The organism is Xanthomonas campestris pv. asclepiadis, from assembly GCF_020784175.1.
GTDB classification, from domain to species: domain Bacteria; phylum Pseudomonadota; class Gammaproteobacteria; order Xanthomonadales; family Xanthomonadaceae; genus Xanthomonas; species Xanthomonas campestris_D.
This window is the reverse complement of sequence record NZ_JAJGQM010000025.1, coordinates 51,560-69,224: the sequence shown is the minus strand read 5'-3', so window position 1 is coordinate 69,224 and position 17,665 is coordinate 51,560. Positions and strand designations below refer to the sequence as shown.

The 17,665-nt window shown below is 65.2% G+C and carries 11 protein-coding genes; 9 read left to right on the top strand and 2 right to left on the bottom strand.

Annotated elements, in window-relative coordinates:
- Window positions 1-544: 544 nt before the first annotated feature.
- Complete coding sequence (locus LL972_RS12815) at window positions 545-1,510, top strand: cation diffusion facilitator family transporter (protein ID WP_228327922.1); 966 nt, start codon at window positions 545-547, stop codon at window positions 1,508-1,510.
- A gap of 170 nt (window positions 1,511-1,680) precedes the next feature.
- The gene (locus tag LL972_RS12810; protein WP_228327921.1) at window positions 1,681-2,964 is read left to right on the top strand and encodes an aspartyl/asparaginyl beta-hydroxylase domain-containing protein; all 1,284 of its coding nucleotides are present in this window, start codon (window positions 1,681-1,683) and stop codon (window positions 2,962-2,964) included.
- Between the two features lie 23 nt (window positions 2,965-2,987).
- On the opposite strand, the gene LL972_RS12805 is transcribed toward LL972_RS12810, so the two are convergent.
- A complete protein-coding gene (locus tag LL972_RS12805; RefSeq protein ID WP_429002157.1) occupies window positions 2,988-4,484 on the bottom strand; it encodes a sulfotransferase in 1,497 nt (498 codons plus the stop codon).
- A 168-nt stretch (window positions 4,485-4,652) separates the two neighbouring features.
- Here LL972_RS12805 and LL972_RS12800 point away from each other — a divergent pair, with 168 nt between their 5' ends.
- From LL972_RS12800 to LL972_RS12790, 3 genes are all read left to right on the top strand, one after another.
- Window positions 4,653-5,111: a type VI secretion protein gene (locus LL972_RS12800; RefSeq protein ID WP_228327919.1), complete on the top strand. Its 459-nt coding sequence runs from the start codon at window positions 4,653-4,655 to the stop codon at window positions 5,109-5,111.
- 40 nt (window positions 5,112-5,151) lie between these two features.
- Window positions 5,152-6,735, top strand: coding sequence for a tetratricopeptide repeat-containing sulfotransferase family protein (locus LL972_RS12795; protein WP_228327918.1), 1,584 nt, complete (start codon window positions 5,152-5,154; stop codon window positions 6,733-6,735).
- Between the two features lie 380 nt (window positions 6,736-7,115).
- On the top strand, window positions 7,116-9,968 hold the full coding sequence (locus LL972_RS12790) for a TonB-dependent receptor (RefSeq protein WP_228327917.1): 2,853 nt from the start codon (window positions 7,116-7,118) through the stop codon (window positions 9,966-9,968).
- 170 nt (window positions 9,969-10,138) lie between these two features.
- On the opposite strand, the gene LL972_RS12785 is transcribed toward LL972_RS12790, so the two are convergent.
- Window positions 10,139-12,220 (bottom strand): 3-hydroxyacyl-CoA dehydrogenase NAD-binding domain-containing protein, encoded by a 2,082-nt coding sequence (locus LL972_RS12785; RefSeq protein ID WP_228327916.1) that lies wholly within the window; start codon window positions 12,218-12,220, stop codon window positions 10,139-10,141.
- Between the two features lie 235 nt (window positions 12,221-12,455).
- Between LL972_RS12785 and rpoE the strand changes: the two genes are divergently transcribed.
- The 4 genes from rpoE to lepA all read left to right on the top strand — a co-directional run bounded on the left by rpoE (window position 12,456) and on the right by lepA (window position 17,631).
- The gene (gene rpoE / locus LL972_RS12780; protein ID WP_016903799.1) at window positions 12,456-13,076 is read left to right on the top strand and encodes an RNA polymerase sigma factor RpoE; all 621 of its coding nucleotides are present in this window, start codon (window positions 12,456-12,458) and stop codon (window positions 13,074-13,076) included.
- Window positions 13,073-13,960, top strand: a complete 888-nt coding sequence (locus LL972_RS12775) for a sigma-E factor negative regulatory protein (protein ID WP_228327915.1) — start codon at window positions 13,073-13,075, stop codon at window positions 13,958-13,960. Before rpoE ends, LL972_RS12775 begins: the two co-directional genes overlap by 4 nt.
- 109 nt (window positions 13,961-14,069) lie before the next feature.
- Window positions 14,070-15,650, top strand: a complete 1,581-nt coding sequence (locus LL972_RS12770) for a DegQ family serine endoprotease (protein ID WP_228327914.1) — start codon at window positions 14,070-14,072, stop codon at window positions 15,648-15,650.
- A gap of 190 nt (window positions 15,651-15,840) precedes the next feature.
- Window positions 15,841-17,631: a translation elongation factor 4 gene (lepA, locus tag LL972_RS12765; RefSeq protein ID WP_228327923.1), complete on the top strand. Its 1,791-nt coding sequence runs from the start codon at window positions 15,841-15,843 to the stop codon at window positions 17,629-17,631.
- The last annotated feature ends 34 nt before the right edge of the window (window positions 17,632-17,665 follow it).

Here is a 17,665-nt window from a genome sequence, read left to right as displayed (position 1 = left end):
GGACCGTGTGGCGGCATGGATGCCGCCACCGAGCCCCCAGGGATGGGTTCACGGCGTGTCCCGCGAGCGGTGAGGGCGCCGCGCCCTCGACGCTGCGAGTTTGCTGCAGGGCCCTTGCTCGCCCACCATCGCAGGACACGCTGCAAGCAAGTACGTCCTTGTACGCTCTTGCGCGGCATCCGTGCCGCGTAAGGTCCCGCGACGATGGGCGGGCAACGACCTGTCACGATGTTGATTACGCATGGTTGCAAGCGGTGCATGCAGTGTGACCGTCCGATGAGGTGCGGCCTGGTCAGCTTCTTTCTATCCAAGCCGTGTCATTGCCAATACGACAGCACTTCACCCGCCGACGAGGGCGAGTGTTGCCGATACCTTGCCGCCATCGCTGCAGCGTTGGAGGGGTTTTGTTAATCACTCCAGGTGGCTATCCGGCCGGGCGACAACTCATCGCGCTCGCGTGATGTGATGTCATCACGTCCGGGTGTAATAGTCTCCGCCATCGCGTGCGCCTAAGGTGCGCGCATCGCACGAGGCCACCGCATCCATGGGACACGACCACAACCACGCACCCAGCGAAATCCGTCACGAGACACCGCTGTGGTGGGCGCTGGGGCTCACCGCCACGTTCCTGTTGGCGGAAGTCATCGGTGCATTCATCACCAACAGCCTGGCGCTGCTGTCCGACGCCGCACATATGGCCACCGACACCGTGGGCCTGATGATCGCCCTGCTTGCCGTGCGCCTGAGTCGTCGTCCGGCCGACGCGCGCCGCACCTATGGCTATGTGCGCCTGGAAGCGCTCGGCGCGCTGGCGAACGGCGCGCTCTTGTTCGCAGTTGGCGCTTACATCCTGTGGGAGGCCGCGCAGCGCTTTCGCGCACCGCAGGATATTTCCTCCAGCGGCATGCTGCTGATCGCAGGCTTCGGCCTGGTGATCAATCTGATCGCCATGAAGCTGCTGCACGCCGGCAGCGGCGAGAGCCTGAACGTCAAGGGCGCCTATCTGGAAGTCTGGAGTGACATGCTCGGCTCGGTGGCGGTGATCATCGGTGCGCTGCTGATCCGCTGGACCGGCTGGCAGTGGATCGACCCGGTGCTGGCCGTGCTGATCGGCCTGTGGGTGCTGCCGCGCACCTGGGTGCTGCTGCGCGAGGCCGTCAACGTGCTGCTGGAAGGCGTGCCCAAAGGCATCGATCTGCCGCAGGTGCAGCAGGCGCTGGCCAGCTACCCCGGCGTCGAAGACGTGCACGACCTGCACGTCTGGGCACTGGCTTCCAGCACTCCCGCGCTCACCGCACACGTGGTGGTCAGCGAAACCACCGACCGCGACCGCCTGCGCGACGCCCTCGCCGAGCTGCTGCACGAGCGCTTCGAGATCACCCACGTCACCTTGCAGGTGGAGAGCGGCGACTGCGGTACCGAGCCGTGCGGCACGGCGCCGGCCGCGCAAGGCTCCGCCCATGACGATCATCGTGGTCACGTGCATTCGCATGGTGGCCACTCGCACTGACGTGGACCGCGCTGCCATTGAGCTTGTTGCCCAATTGACGGTGCAGGGCGTTGCCTGGACCAGAATGCCGCCAGGCCATCCTGTCCGATCGGATGGAAGGCCATCCTGCTGTCGAGCCTCCGCCCAGGCCGTATGATCGAGCCGGGGAAGACTGCGAGGCCGGCGGCGCGATGGCGGTACAGATCGAACAATGCAATGAACGCATCGCCGCGCTGATCGCCGAGGCGGGCGCCGCGGCATCGGCCGGGCAATGGCAACAGGCCGAGCAACTGTGGGCACAGGTGCGCCAGTTGGCGCCGGCGCATCCGCAGGCCTTGTACAGCCTTGGCGTGCACGCCTACCAGCGCGGCGATGCAACGGCGGCGCTGGAGTACCTGGCAGGCGCGCGCGCAAGCAGCCCGGGCGATCCGATGATCGTGCTGACCATTGCGGTGGTGAAGCAGGCGCAAGGCGATGTGGATGGCGAATGGCAGGCCATCAGCGCGGCGTTGGCGCTGGATGCCTACTTCCTGCCGGGGCTGCTGGCAAAGGCCGCATTCCTGCAGGCGCGTGGCCGTCCACGCGCCGCCGCCGCCGTCTATCGCGATGCGCTGAAGGTTGCGCCACCCGCGCCGCAGTGGCCTGCGGTGCTGCGTCGCAAGCTGGCCTTGGCCACGCAGGCGGTGGAGCAGGACACGCTCGAACTGGAGGCGCAGTTGCGCGCCGTCCTGGACACGCCCGGCACCGCTGTGGACGCCGCGCTCGCAGGACGCTGGGCGGAAGCGGCCGCGATCGCCTGTGGACGCAGTCGCCCGTTCCACTCCCAATCCAACCGCTTGTACATACCGCGGCTGCCCGCCTTGCCATTCCACGCGCCGGACGCGTTTCCGTGGATCGCTGCAGTACAGCGTCAGACCGAGGCGATCGCGCAGGAACTGCGCGCCGTCATGCACGCGGACAAGGGCGGCTTTGCGCCGTATATCGCCTACGCGCCCGACCAGCCGGTCAATCAGTGGAAAGACCTCAACCATTCGTCCGCATGGAGTTCCTATCCGCTGTGGGCGCATGGACAGCCGGTGGATGAACATCTCCGGCAATGCCCGGCAACCGCCGCCGCATTGACATTGGTCGATGCGGCGCAGATCGATGGCGTGTGCCCGAACGCGATGTTCTCGGTGCTGGCGCCGCAGACCGTCATTCCGCCGCACCATGGCGAGACCAACGCACGTCTGGTGGCGCATCTTCCGTTGATCGTGCCCGACGGCTGCAGCTTCCGGGTCGGTTACGACTGGCGGCAGTGGGAGCTCGGCAAGGTACTGGTGTTCGACGACTCGATCGAACACGAGGCGCGCAACGAAAGTGCGCAGCTGCGCGCGGTGCTGATCTTCGATGTCTGGAACCCGCTGCTGAGCCAGGAGGAGCGGCAGATGGTCAATGCCATGGAAACGGCGATTGCACGCCACCGCGCGGGCTGAGGTGTTGCCGGGAGTCGGCCAGTTCAGTCCGCAGGCGTGATGCCGAACCGGGCAAGCGTGGCGCGCAGGGGAGCGAGTTGAGTGGCGTAGGGCTTCCAGCGTCCGGACGCATCGCCATGCAGGGGGGGGCGCACCTGCCAGTAGCTGGCTGTTCTGACGGCTCCGGGCGCCTTGTGGAACTCCAGGCAATCCGGTTCCCAGGGCAACTGCAGGAAGTCCAGCAATGCGCGCAAGGTGGGCTCCGGCGCGGCGACGAAGGCGTCATAGTCGAAGGTGTGGATGCTGTCCGGATACAGCGACAGCCAATGCTCCATCAGTCGCTGGTAGGCGGCATAAAAATGCCCGATGTCTTCCAGCCGGCCGGCATAGCCAAACCGTTGCGGATTGAGCTGCTGCATGAAGATTGACAGCCCGTTGTCCAGCGGATGGCGGCGCGTGTGCACGATCCTGGCAGCGGGAAAGAGCTGTTTGATCAGTCCGATCAGTTGAAAGTTGTCCGGGCGCTTGTCGGTGATGTAGCGCAGTTGCGCATGCTGGGGAACGACTGCCGCCACACGTTGACGATAGGCCGCGGCCAGCTGCGCCAGCGTATGCGGGGGCAGCTGCTGCGCGGCCTGCGGGAACGGCGACAACCATTGTGCAACCAGTCGCGGCAGCGCATCCAGTTCACCTCCGGCGGCAATGCAGGAGTGGCGCGACAAGGCCTGTTCGATCAAGCTGGAGCCGGAGCGGAACATGCCGCAGATAAACAGGGCCGGCACCGCGTCGTCTACAGCAGCCATGGGGGGTGACTGTTGCGCGTCCGTTGCGTTGGCAAATACCGCAGCGATGCTGCCGAACTGCTGTTGCGTCCGGATCGGATCGTAGCGCCTTGCATGGGCGTGGCCATGCCGGTTGGCGGCACTGGCCGCATCGAATGCCTGGTTGTGCAGGCCGAGGCGGTCGTAGGCATGCGCCAACGCGTGCAGCAGCGTGGCCGTCAATGCAGGGTCCTGCCCCGAGACCGAGCTGGCCTGCTCAAGTTCTAGCAGGCGTGGGTCCTGCGCCTGCGTCGGAGGATCCAGGTGCAGCAGGCGTGCGCCGGCTTGCAGTTGCAGCGCCCGCGTCTGGGCATCGCTATGAGGACTGGCGAGCAGTCGCCGGTAGGCAACGACCGCCTGGTCACGTGCACCCAGCTCTTCGTGCAGGTTGCCCAGATTGAGCAAGGCCGGGGCGTAGTCCGGCCGACACTGCAGTGCCAGGTCGAGCTCCTCCAGCGCGGCCGCATCCTGGTGGAGATGGTCGCTCAGCAGCGCGGCGCGATTGAGATGGATCTGTTCCGGCAGTGCAGCGCCGTACTGCAGTGCCTGCGCGTACGCATCCAGCGCAGCGGATGCTTCGCCGGTCCGGCGCAGCAGATATCCCAGGTTGTACCAGGCATCGGCGCAGCCGGGCTGGGCCTGCAGGATGGCTCGATAGGCGGCGATCGCCTGTGGCAGATGACCGTGTTGCAGTAAGCGTGCGGCGTGCTGCAAGGACAGGTCCAAGGCGTTTTCCAGGCAGTCTTGCCGCGAGTCGGGGGACCTGCAGCTTAGGCGGCGCCGGCGGTGCGTTCAATCCGCCCGGTGGCGAGACAATGAGGGTCGGCCTTTCCTGCGCCTGCCGGTTGGCTTGTATGCTCTGCTGCAGTCGAGCAGTGAGATGCGCACATGCACAAACCGGTGGTGGTGGGTCTGACAGTCCTGAGCTGCGCTTGGGCGGCATCGGCGCAGGACGTGCCGACGCATCGCTGCGCTGCAGTACTTGAACCATTGCAGCGGCTGGCCTGCTATGACGCCAGCTTTCCCCCAACGCAAGCGGTGCGGGCGGCGGAGGCCGACAGGGGAGCAAGAGCGTTTGGCCGCAGCACGCAACAGGCCTCGGCCGCAGCAGCTGCGCAGCAATCATCGCCTGCGCAACTCACGGCGACGGTGCTTGCGGTGGCCTATCAGACAGATGGCACGCGCATTGTGTCGCTGGACAGTCGTCAGCGCTGGGCGCTGACAGAAGCGACCAGTCGCGGTCCGCTGACCGAGGGCGAGGTTGTGGTGATTCGCAAGGCCGCAATGGGAAGTTACATGCTGGTGACCGCCGCTGGTGTGGCGCTACGCGCCCGCCGCATCGATTAGCCAGGCCACCGATGGCATCGCAACACACAGAAGAGAATGGATGACTGAGAGACAGCTGCGCGCACTGTTGCAAACCGGGTATCAATTGCTGCGTCAGGGACGTTATGCCGAGGCAGTTGCCTTTGCCGACCGCGCCTGCGCCGACCAGCCTGACAATGCGCATCTGCTGGAACTTGCCAGCGAGGCCCGGTTGGCCAATGGCGATCCGCAGGCGGCAGCCGACCGCATCGCACAGGCAGCGGCGGTTGCAACGTCACCGCTCCCGCTATTGATCAAGTACGCCAGCTTGCTGCTGCAGCTGCGTCGCCGCCGCGAGGCCCGGCTCGTCGCCGGTCAGGCACAGGCGCTGGCCGCCGCCGACGGCGCTGCATGGTGGCGGATCGGTGCGCTGTACAGTGGCTGCCACGAGGTGGCGGCCGCCCGCGACGCGTATCGGCATGCGATGACATGGCTGGGAGAACAGCCCGGCTTGCTGTACGACCTTGCCACCATGCAGTTCTTTGGCGGTGAATTCGATGCGGCTGAGCTCACCCTGGAGCGGCTATTGCAACTGGCACCCGGCACGGGCGATGCCTTGTACCTGCGCGCCACGCTCCGGCGTCAGACCGGGCAGCACAACCATCTGGACGATCTGCGTCACCGCTTGACCACGCTATCGGAACCTTCCGCCAGGGCGGCAGGCCTGTACGCCTTGAGCAAGGAGCTGGAGGATCTGGGCCAGCATGCGGAATCGTTCGAGACATTCACTGCAGCAGCGGCCTGCAAGCGCAAGACACTGCAGTACGACGTTGCTGCCGAGTGTGCGCATATCGCTCAGGTACGGGAGGCGTACGACCCGGATGCCTTGCGCACACTGCAGCCGGGTGATGCGGGCGAGGGTGCGATCTTCATCGTCGGCTTGCCGCGTTCAGGCACCACCTTGCTGGAACGCCTGCTGATCCAGCGCGGCGGCGCGCGCTCGGCCGGGGAGCTGATGGATTTCGGTGCGCTGCTCGGCAGTGCGACATCCGCCGTACTGGCGACCAATCCCGGATTGACCGCCGCCCAGGCATCGCTGCAGATCGATTTCGCCGCGCTCGGCGAGGAGTATCTGCGCGGTGCCCGTGAGTTGGTGCACGACCATCCGGTATTCATCGACAAGATGCCGGTCAATTACCTCTATTGCGGCATGATCGCTACCGCGCTGCCACGCGCACGCATCATCCATCTGGTGCGCGATCCGCTGGACACGTGCTACGCGATGTACAAGACCTTGTTCTACAACGCCTATCCGTTCTCGTATGCGCTCGATGAGCTCGCTAATTACTATCTGGCCTATCAGCAGACCATGCGTCACTGGCATGCGGTACTGCCCGGCAGCATTCTCGACGTGCACTACGAAGAGCTGGTACGCGATACCGAGCATCAGATCACGCGAGTGCTAGGTTGGTGCGGGCTGACGAGCAGTGAAACCATTACCGGACTGGAGCATGTGCCGTTCGTGACCGCGAGCGCAGCGCAGGTGCGCGGCGATGTCCACCAACGCTCGGTGCATAGCTCTCGGCGGCACCTGGACGGGCTCATGCCCTTGTTGAAGCGACTTCAAACAGCTGGTGTGGTCTTGCCCGGCGTCGACGTGTTGTAAGGATTTCTGATAGGCCGACCAAAAGTTCCCGTCCTCTGATTGAGTGAGCCTGGCGCGCGTATGGCAAACGAGCGAAGCGAAAAGTCAGGCTCCAGGCAGTAAAAGAGCGGCAAAAAGACGCGTTTTTTCGTGACGCCCGCACCCTTTTGGGGATTCGCTGCACCGATTCGGAGCATTTCTGAATGGCGCTTTAATTCTCCTCAACGTGGTCTTAACATCGGGTTGGCAGCGTTTTTTCGGGCGCTCTTTCGTCCGGCCGTTAGCCAGTGTGGAAGCGCAGTTTGATGCGCTTGCCAACGACGTCGCAGCACGTGCCGGCATTGCCTCAGATGCCGACGCAGTGCGTTGCGCTTACCCGTTCGTACTTCTCGGAGAGAGAGATGAGATTGAAGACCACCAAGCTGCGCGACGCCATTCGGGTATCGCTCACGGTTGGCGCCGCCGCGTTGGCCCTGTCCGGAACCGTAATGGCGCAGGAGCAGCCCTCGACGGAACTCAAGAGCCTGGACGCGATCAGCGTCACCGGTACGCGCATCAAGAGCCAGACGATGACTGCCTCCAGTCCGGTGGCAGAGATCAACAAGGAAGAATTCCAGTACACCGGCTCGACCAAGGTCGAAGATCTGATCAATCAGTATCCGCAGCTTTCGGCGAGCTTCGACAACTTCGCCAACAATGGCTCGCAGGGGTATGCGACCGTCGATCTACGCGGATTGGGCGCGCAGCGCACCTTGACCCTGGTCAACGGCAGGCGCATTCCCAAGGGTATCGGCGAAAGTCCGGATATCAGCATCATTCCGGCTGCGCTGGTGCGCCGCGTGGACATCCTGACCGGCGGCGCCTCGGCGGTGTACGGCTCGGATGCCGTCGCCGGCGTGGTCAACTTCGTGCTCGACGACGAGTTCGAAGGGGTCAGTGTCGACATGGGCTACAACGCCTACCAGCATGACAACGGCAACAAGTTGATGCGCGGTCTGATGGACGATGCCGGTTACGATTATCCGACCGGAAACTCCGGTTTCGACGGCATCTCCCGCAACGTGGACCTGGCCATCGGCGGCAGCTTCGGCGAAGCGGGGCATGCCACCGCATGGGCCACCTGGCGCGAGAACGATCCACTGCTGCAGGGCCAGCGCGATTACTCCGCATGCGCCCTGAGTAACGGCGGCACCGCGTGCGGCGGGTCTGCCACTGCAGATCCGGCCAACTTCTACGTCGTCGCTCCGTCTGCAGGTGCCTTTTACGTGCAGCCTTCGGCCGGCGGAACCTGGTCGCAGGTCGCATCCCCGAATCTCTACAACTTCGCGCCGCTGAATTACTACCAGCGTCCGGATACGCGCTACACGGCCGGCACCAACATCAAGTACGAGGTCAACGAGCACTTCAAGCCGTATCTTGAAACCTTGTTCGTCAACCGCAAGAGTTCGACGCAGATCGCGCCGTCGGGTGCGTTTTTCACCGACCTCAACGTCAACTGCGCCACCTCGGTGATCGGCAGCCTGTGCAACGACGTCGGCATCACCGACGATGAGTTCACCGTCTATGTGGCCAAGCGCAACGTCGAAGGCGGCCCGCGCATCACCGACTCGGATACCAACAGCTTCAGCATCACCGCCGGCGCCCAGGGCGATATCAACGACAACTGGTCCTACGACGCGTCCTTCACCTACAACCGCAGCACGACCAAGTCCGAGAACATCAACGACTTCGTGACCACGCGTGTACGCGATGCGTTGCTGGGCTGCCAGCCGGGGGCGTTCGATGGCTGCGTGCCCTACAGCGTGTGGACCGACAGTGTCACAGCCGCAGAGGCGCAAGCGCTGCAGGGCGTTGGCATCGTCAATTACGAAACCTCGATGCGCGTATTCAATGCCTATGTGACCGGCAATTTCGGCTATAGCCTGCCGTGGGCCGGCGATAACCCGATCAGCGTCGTCGGTGGCGTGGAAACGCGTACCGAAACCTTCAAGCGGGTGGCCGACAGCAACATGCAGATCGGTAACTTCACCGGTCTGGGTGGCCCGACCTCCAATGTGTCCGGCGACATCGGCGTCAAGGAACTGTTCCTGGAGGGCGCGGTGCCGCTGGTGGCGCAGGCCGGCAGCCTGGATCATCTCGACATGCAGCTTGGCTATCGCTACTCGGACTACGACATCTCCGGTGGCGTCAGCACCTATAAAGCCGGTCTGGGCGCGACATTCGCCGACGGCAAGTACCACCTGCGCGCCGGCTGGAACCGTGCGATCCGCGCGCCGAACGTCACCGAGCTGTACAACGAAAATACGATCGGACTGTGGAGCGGCAGCGACCCGTGCGCCGGTGCCAATCCGGTCTTTACCCAGGCCCAGTGCGCCAATACTGGCGTGACGGCGGCGCAATACGGCCGCGTTGCGGCAAACCCGGCCGGTCAGTACAACGAAATCGGCGGTGGTAATACGACACTGCAGCCGGAAACGGCCAACACCTGGACCGTCGGTTTTGCGGCCAGTCCCATCAAGGGGCTCGATCTGAGCGTGGATTACTACGACATCAAGATCGACGACGCCATCCGCGCCATTGGTTCCTCCAACATCCTGACCGCATGCGGTGTGACCGGTAACGCGGATATCTGCAGCCGCGTACGCCGCAATGCCACGACAGGCGACCTGTTCCGCGGCAGCGACCCGGACGTCTCCGGCCTGATCTTCAATTCCCAGGATAATTTTGGGTCGTTGCATTTCCAGGGCGTGGATCTGACCGCGTCGTATGCGTGGAGCGTCGGCCCCGGGCGCCTGACCGCCTCGATGATGGGCAGCTACGCCATCAAGCAGGAATACGAGCCGGTTCCGGGCGTGCAGGAAGTGACCTACGACTGCGCGGGCGTGGTCAACGTGGCCTGCAACAGTGCCGAATGGAGGCATGTGTTGAGCACGCGCTACAGTTTTGATCGGTACACCGTCAGCCTGCGCTGGCGCTATATCGGCGAGCTGGATTACCAGAACACCGACGGGACCCGTGGCACAACCGACGTACGCCTGGTGAACCAGGACAACAAGGTGTCGGCGTACAACTACTTCGACCTCTCCGGTTCGATGCAGCTGGGCGATTACGTCACCTGGACCTTGGGCATCAACAACATCGCCGACAAGGAGCCACCGCTTGTGGGTGGCAGCCTGACCTTCAACGGCAACTCGCTCGCCGGTTACGACCAGGCGGGTCGTTACATCTTCACCAGTGTGGGCCTGCGTTTCTGAGGCACGTTGCAAGCTGGTAAAAACAACGGCGAGCCTTGGCTCGCCGTTGTTTTTTGTGGCCTGCGAAAGCGTGTGTCGATGGCTCGCCGCGCTGCAACCTGCAGATCACCTCAGTCGCCCATCGCCCCTCGCTTGCGTGTCTGATCGACGTCGAAGACGGTGTCAACGGCTCACACCACCGGCTCACGCAACAACGGTGACTGCCAACCCGGGCGCGGTGCGAAACGCTCGCCATGGCGCGCCTGCAGAGCCAGCAGGCGTTCCAGCAAGGCGTCGGCGCCGACACTGCGGATGTGCTGGATCGGGCCGCCTCGGAACGGGGCAAAGCCTGTGCCGAAGATGACGCCGGCATCGAGCAGGTCCGCATCGGCCACCACGCCGTCGTGCAGGCAGGCGACCGCTTCGTTGAGCAGCGGCAGGATCAGGCGATCTTCCAGGTCTGCCGGCACCGCGTAGCCGCTGGCAACCTCGGGCTTGACCGCGCGCCCGTTCTCCCACTTGTACAAGCCCTGGCCGTCCTTCTTGCCGCGCTTGCCCGGCTCCACGGTGGCCAGTGCCGCGGGAATCGGCAGGTGCAGGAAGGGGGCGAGTTCTGCGCCCACACCGGCGGCGACATCCAGCCCCACCGTGTCGATCAGTTCGATCGGCCCCATCGGCATGCCGAACTTGACTGCCGTCCTGTCCAGCACCGGGCCCGGTACGCCTTCGGCATAGGCGGTGGCCGCTTCGAGCAGGTACGGGAACAGCACGCGATTGACCAGGAAGCCCGGGGTGCCGGCCACCGGTACCGGGAACTTGTCCAGCGCCTTGCAGAATGCCGCCAGGCGCGCGACGTTGGCCGGATCCAGCCCGTCGTGCTGCACGATTTCCACCAGCGGCATCATCGATACCGGATTGAAGTAGTGCAGGCCGGCAAATTGCGCCGGTCGCTGGAGATGCCCGCGCAACTCGGTCAACGGAATCGACGAGGTGTTGGTGGTCAGCACCGCATCGGGCTTGAGCTGGGGCTCGATGGACTGATACAGCTCGCGCTTGGCCTGCGGATTCTCGATGATCGCTTCGATCACCAGGTCCGCCTGCGCCACGCCCGCGCCGGCCAGGTCGCCGCGCAGGCGCGCCGCCACCGCCGGCCGCTTGGCCTCGTCCTTGACGCGCTTGGCGAACAACTCGCCGCCACGGCCCAGCGCCGTATCGATGAAGCGCTGCTCACGATCCTGAAGCGTCACCTCGAAGCCCTTGTACGCTGCCCAGGCCGCGATATCGCCGCCCATCACGCCGGCACCGACCACATGCACATGGCGAATCGGGGGCAAGGCCGTAGCGCCGGCATCCTTGCCGCCCAGCGCCTTCAGGCGCTCGGTGAGAAAGAAGATGCGGATCAGGTTGCGTGCGGTCGGCGTGCTGGCGAGCTTGACCACCGCCTTGCGCTCGGCCGCCAGACGCGCCTGGATGCCGCTGCCACCGGCACGTTCCCACACGTTGATCAAGGCGTAGGGCGCCGGGTAATGCTCCTTGCGCGCCTTGCGTGCGACCTGCTTGCGCATCTGTGGCGCCAGCAGCTTGCGCGCGAGCAAGGTATTGGTGGCCCATGCGGTGGCGCGCTGCTTGAACGGGCGCTTGCTGCCGGTGAGCGCCAATGCGGCGGCGACATCGACCAGCACCGCCGGCGCGGCGACCTTGTCGACCAGGCCCATCGCGCGTGCGGCCTTGGCCGCGACGGTGCGGCCGGTCAGCATCAGGTCCATCGCTGCCGGCGCACCGATCAGGCGCGGCAGGCGGGCGCTGCCGCCCCAGCCGGGAAAGATGCCGAGCTTGGTTTCCGGCAGGCCGATGCGCGTGCCGGCATCGTCGGAGGCCACGCGATACCGGCACGCCAGCGCGATCTCGGTGCCGCCGCCCATGCAGAAGCCATGGATCGCCGCAACCGTGGGGCAGGGCAGTTCGGCCAGCTTCTGAAAGACGTTCTGGCCACGATGGATCGCATCGTTGACGGTGCCCTTGCGGTCGAATTCCTGAAATTCCTTCAGGTCGGCACCGGCGATGAAGCCGTTGGCCTTGCCCGAGCGCAGCACCACGCCCTTGGGCGGGTCCAGCGCCAGGCGTTCGATCAGCGCGCCCAGTTCAAGCAGCACCTCCTGCGAAAACGCGTTGACCGGTGCGCCCTGGCGATCAAGGCTGAGCACGACCACGCCGTCCTCGCGCAGGTCTGCCTGCCAATGGCTGAATCGGAGCCCGTCGAAACCTGGAAGCATGCGTCTGGCCGTCCGGAGATATAAGGAAAGGTCGTTATCATCCAGAGGTTGTTTCCTTCACGTCAAATACCCATACCTGTCGGCAGGGCGGCGCGCGCCTGGTGCGAGGCGTCGCCAGTGGCGCATCGGTGCAGCTAGCCTGTTGCGTGACGATCGTACGGATCGGTATGAACTTTTCCCTTCAATGGTTGTCTCATTGCCCGACTTCGGTGGGCTGACAGGAGTGCGGCCCGACATGGCCGAAGTCGATACACCTCAGGAGCTGGACCTGGAACTGGTCCGGCGTGTGCAGCGCGGCGAGAGCGCAGCGTTCGATGTGCTGGTGCGCAAATACCAGCACCGCATCGTTGCGTTGATCGGGCGCTACATCGCCGACTGGAGCGAATGCCAGGACGTGGCCCAGGATACGTTTGTGCGCGCCTACCGCGCGATCAACAGTTTCCGCGGCGACTCGCAGTTCTATACCTGGCTACACCGCATTGCCGTCAACACTGCCAAGAACCATCTGGTTGCGCACAACCGCCGTCCGCCCACCGACGATATCGAGATCAGCGATGCCGAACAGTTCGATGGTGCCACCCGCCTGCGCGATACCGACACCCCGGAGCGCGAATTGATGCGACAGGAGCTGGAACAAACGGTGATGCGTGCGGTCCAAGCCCTGCCGGAAGAACTTCGGTCAGCCATCACCCTGCGCGAGGTGGAAGGGCTGAGCTACGACGAAATCGCGCGAAAGATGGATTGCCCGATCGGAACGGTGCGCTCGCGCATCTTCCGGGCGCGCGAGGCCATCGACATCGAGCTGCGGCCTCTGCTGGAGACCGAAAGCGCTACCCGTGAGCGACACCGTGTATGAGCCATAACCCTGCCATGTCCACCACCGACAAGTTCGAGCGTCACTACCGCCAGCAGCTGTCTGCGCTGGTGGATGGCGAATTGAGCGCCGACGAGTCGCGCTTCCTGCTGCGCCGTCTGGCACACGACGAAGACCTGGCCGGTTGCCACGAACGTTGGCAGCTGTGCGGCGATGTGCTGCGTGGTGCGGCCAGCGCACCGGCACCGCTGGATTTTGCCGCACGCGTGCGCAGCGCCATCGCCGATGAGCCGGTGCCGCAGGCGCAGCCGTCCACGCGTGCGTCGGCGCGCTGGCGTTGGGGTGGTGGCGCGGCGATTGCGGCATCTGTGGCGGCCATCGCCTTGTTCATGGCGCGCGAGCGTCTGCCCGAGACCGCACCGCCTGCCCCGCAGGTCCCGGTGTTCGCCACCGCGGCGCAGCTGCCCGCTGCCGCGCAGGCTCCCACCACGCCCGTGGCGCCGAAGGAGCCGGCCGAGCCTGGCCCGGCAGCCCCCGACGAGGTGGCCACGCTGGCCGCAGCGGTGCCGGCTGCCGCGCTGGCGTCCACCCGCCGTGGCGCGGCCACGCGCAACCAGCAGGCCGCCCGCAGCGTCGCGGCGCGGCAGCAGCAGGCGCCAGCCCGCGTGCTGGCGTCCGCTGCTCCCGCTGCGACGACGGCCACGGCCGGTGCGGCGCCATCGAATCCGTTCACGCATCCGGATACCACCTTGCAGGCGCGCCCGTGGCCGCGTGCGGCGCTGTCCGGTGCGGGCGACAGTCCACTCAATGCCAGCTTCCGCCAAGGCGGCCAAGGCACGGCGTTCTATCCGTTCGAGCCCGCACCGCAAGGTGTCGCCAGCCCTGCGCCGAACCGGCCGCTGCCGGTGCAGCCGCCGCAGGATTGATGCCGCCGCCGATCTTCATCCGTTCGGCGCTCCCCCTTCCGTTATCGTGCCGGACCCCTGCAGTGGCAGGGGCTTTGGCCCCTGTCGCCCTGCCATCGGAGGCAACCTGATGAACCACCGCATTCGCACCCAGATGTTCGGCCTGATCGCCATGACCCTGCCGCTGGCCGCCTGCGCGCAGCAGTCCGCGCCCGCTGCCAAGGATGTTGCCCCGATCGCCGCCAACCGCAGCGCCACCCCGGCTCCGCAGCTGGTGGCCGGGTTGCCGGACTTCACCAATCTGGTCGAGCAGGTCGGCCCGGGCGTGGTCAATATCGAAACCACCATCACCCGCAAGGACGCCATGGCGCGCCAGCGGCGCGGTGGTCCGGGTGGGCAGGACGGCGGCGCGATGCCCGGCGACGAGCAGATGCCGGAATTCTTCCGTCGCTTCTTCGGGCCGGATTTCCAGATGCCGGGCGGGCCGCGCCAGGGGCCGGGCCAGGGCGGCGATGACGATGGCGGCATCGCCGGCAAGTCGATGGGCTCGGGCTTCATCATTTCCGCCGACGGCTATGTGCTGACCAATCACCACGTGGTCGATGGCGCCAGCGAGGTCACCGTCAAGCTGACCGACCGCCGCGAGTTCACGGCCAAGGTGGTCGGCAGCGACGAGCAGTTCGACGTGGCGTTGCTCAAGATCGACGCCAAGGGCCTGCCGACGGTGCGCCTGGGCGATTCCAACACGCTCAAGCCGGGCCAGTGGGTGGTGGCGATCGGCTCCCCGTTCGGGCTGGATCACTCGGTCACCGCCGGCATCGTCAGCGCCACCGGGCGCAGCAATCCGTATGCGGACCAGCGCTACGTGCCCTTCATCCAGACCGACGTGGCGATCAACCAGGGCAACTCCGGCGGCCCGTTGCTCAACACGCGCGGTGAAGTGGTCGGCATCAATTCGCAGATCTTCTCCGCCTCGGGCGGCTACATGGGGATCAGTTTTGCGATCCCGATCGACCTGGCCTTCAGTGCTGCCGAGCAGATCAAGGCCACCGGCCATGTGAGCCGCGGCATGCTGGGCGTGGCGGTGGGACCGATCGACTCGCTTAAGGCGCAGGGCCTGGGCCTGCCGGATACGCGCGGCGCGCTGGTTAACGACATTCCGCCCGGCAGCCCTGCCGCCAAGGCCGGAATCGAGGTGGGCGATGTGATCCGCGCCGTCAACGGCAAGCCGATCGATGTCGCCAGCGATCTGCCGCCGATGATCGGGCTGATGGCGCCGGGCACCAAGGTCAACCTGGACGTGTTGCGTGATGGCAAGCCGCGCAAGGTGGCGGTTACCCTGACGACGCTGGACAACCCCGCCGGCAACGCCGCCCCGCGTACCGCGGCCGATGACGCCAAGCCCAGCGCCCCGGCCAGCGTGGAACTGCTCGGCCTGCAGGTGGCCGATCTCACGGCTGCCGAGCGCAGCCGCCTGGGCCTGGAGTCCGGCGAGGGCGTGCGCATCGCCTCGGTGACTGGCGCGGCAGCACGCAGCACCCAACCGCCGCTGTCGCCGGGCCTGGTCATCGCCCGCGTCGGCCGCACCAAGGTCGGCAGCGTCGCCGACCTCAACCGTGCCCTGTCCAGCTACAAGAAGGGCGACGTGGTCATGCTGCTGGTCACCGACGGCAAGGCGACCAGTTATGTGGCCCTGAAGGCCGGCGGCTGAGGGAAGCCGGGATTCGTCATTGGTGATTCGGGATTGGCAAAAGCAGGCTCCTGTTCGCGGGTGCCTGCTCTTGTTCTGCCTTTTCGAATCCCCAATCCCCACTCCCAAATCCCGGCTCCAAAGCGTGCGATAATGCTGCGTTACCCTGACGACGGCACCGCCGGCGCCCACCTCAATGTCCTCTGATTCAATGCGGAATATCCGCAACTTCTCCATCATCGCCCACGTCGACCACGGCAAGTCCACCCTGGCCGACCGGATCATCCAGCTGTGCGGCGGCCTGCAGGCGCGCGAGATGGAGGCCCAGGTGCTCGACTCCAACCCGATCGAGCGCGAACGCGGCATCACCATCAAGGCGCAGTCGGTGTCCCTGCCGTATACGGCCAAGGACGGGCAGGTCTACCACCTGAACTTCATCGACACCCCCGGGCATGTGGACTTCTCCTACGAGGTCAGTCGCTCGCTGGCCGCGTGCGAAGGCGCGCTACTGGTGGTGGATGCGGCCCAGGGCGTGGAAGCGCAGTCGGTGGCCAACTGCTACACCGCGGTGGAGCAGGGCCTGGAAGTGGTGCCGGTGCTCAACAAGATCGACCTGCCCACCGCCGACGTCGAGCGTGCCAAGGCCGAGATCGAGGCGGTGATCGGCATCGATGCCGAGGACGCGGTGGCGGTCAGCGCCAAGACCGGTCTGAACATCGATCTGGTGCTGGAAGCGATCGTGCAGCGGATTCCGCCGCCCACCCCCCGCGACACCGACAAGCTGCAGGCGCTGATCATCGACTCGTGGTTCGACAACTACCTGGGCGTGGTCTCGCTGGTGCGCGTGATGCAGGGCGAGATCAAGCCGGGCAGCAAGATCCTGGTGATGTCCACCGGCCGCACCCATCTGGTCGACAAGGTCGGCGTGTTCACGCCCAAGCGCAAGGAGCTTGCCGCGCTGGGCGCGGGCGAAGTGGGCTGGATCAACGCCTCGATCAAGGATGTGCATGGCGCGCCGGTCGGCGACACGCTGACCCTGGCGGCCGACCCGGCGCCGCATGCATTGCCCGGTTTCCAGGAAATGCAGCCGCGCGTGTTTGCCGGCCTGTTTCCGGTCGATGTCGAGGATTACCCGGATCTGCGCGAGGCGCTGGACAAGCTGCGCCTGAATGATGCGGCGCTGCGCTTCGAGCCGGAAAGCTCCGAAGCGATGGGCTTCGGCTTCCGCTGCGGCTTCCTGGGCATGCTGCACATGGAGATCGTGCAGGAGCGGCTGGAGCGCGAGTACAACCTCAACCTGATCTCGACCGCGCCGACCGTGGTCTACGAGGTGCTCAAGACCGACGGCAGCATCATCCCGATGGACAATCCATCCAAGCTGCCACCGCTAAACAACGTCGAAGAGATCCGCGAGCCGATCATCCGCGCCAATATCCTGACCCCGCCCGATTACGTCGGCAACATCATCACCTTGTGCGAAGAAAAGCGCGGCACCCAGATCGGCATCAACTACCTGGGCAGCCAGGTGCAGATCAGCTACGAGTTGCCGATGGCCGAAGTGGTGCTGGATTTCTTCGACAAGCTCAAGTCGGTCTCGCGCGGTTACGCCTCGCTGGATTACCACTTCCTGCGTTTCGATGCCGGCCCGTTCGTGCGCGTGGATACGCTGATCAATGGCGACAAGGTCGATGCGCTGTCGATCATCGTGCACCGCAGCTACGCCGACCGGCGTGGCCGCGAACTGTGCGAAAAGATGAAGGAACTGATCCCGCGGCAGATGTTCGACGTGGCGATCCAGGCAGCTGTAGGCTCGCAAATCATCTCGCGCTCCACGGTCAAGGCGATGCGCAAGAACGTGTTGGCCAAGTGCTATGGTGGCGACGTTTCGCGCAAGAAAAAGCTGCTCGAAAAGCAGAAGGAAGGCAAAAAGCGCATGAAGCAGGTCGGCCGCGTGGAGATTCCGCAGGAAGCCTTCCTGGCTGTCTTGCAGATGGATAAGTAACCGGGATTTGGGATTCGTGATTGGGGATTGGCAA

Excerpts from the sequence above, each read along its gene's own strand:
- LL972_RS12770 (WP_228327914.1), top strand. The coding sequence starts at position 14,070 with ATGAACCACCGCATTCGCACCCAGATGTTCGGCCTGATCGCCATGACC.
- LL972_RS12775 (WP_228327915.1), top strand. The coding sequence starts at position 13,073 with ATGAGCCATAACCCTGCCATGTCCACCACCGACAAGTTCGAGCGTCAC.
- LL972_RS12800 (WP_228327919.1), top strand. The coding sequence starts at position 4,653 with ATGCACAAACCGGTGGTGGTGGGTCTGACAGTCCTGAGCTGCGCTTGG.
- rpoE (WP_016903799.1), top strand. The coding sequence starts at position 12,456 with ATGGCCGAAGTCGATACACCTCAGGAGCTGGACCTGGAACTGGTCCGG.
- LL972_RS12795 (WP_228327918.1), top strand. The coding sequence starts at position 5,152 with ATGACTGAGAGACAGCTGCGCGCACTGTTGCAAACCGGGTATCAATTG.
- LL972_RS12815 (WP_228327922.1), top strand. The coding sequence starts at position 545 with ATGGGACACGACCACAACCACGCACCCAGCGAAATCCGTCACGAGACA.
- lepA (WP_228327923.1), top strand. The coding sequence starts at position 15,841 with ATGCGGAATATCCGCAACTTCTCCATCATCGCCCACGTCGACCACGGC.
- LL972_RS12785 (WP_228327916.1), bottom strand. The coding sequence starts at position 12,220 with ATGCTTCCAGGTTTCGACGGGCTCCGATTCAGCCATTGGCAGGCAGAC.
- LL972_RS12790 (WP_228327917.1), top strand. The coding sequence starts at position 7,116 with ATGAGATTGAAGACCACCAAGCTGCGCGACGCCATTCGGGTATCGCTC.
- LL972_RS12810 (WP_228327921.1), top strand. The coding sequence starts at position 1,681 with ATGGCGGTACAGATCGAACAATGCAATGAACGCATCGCCGCGCTGATC.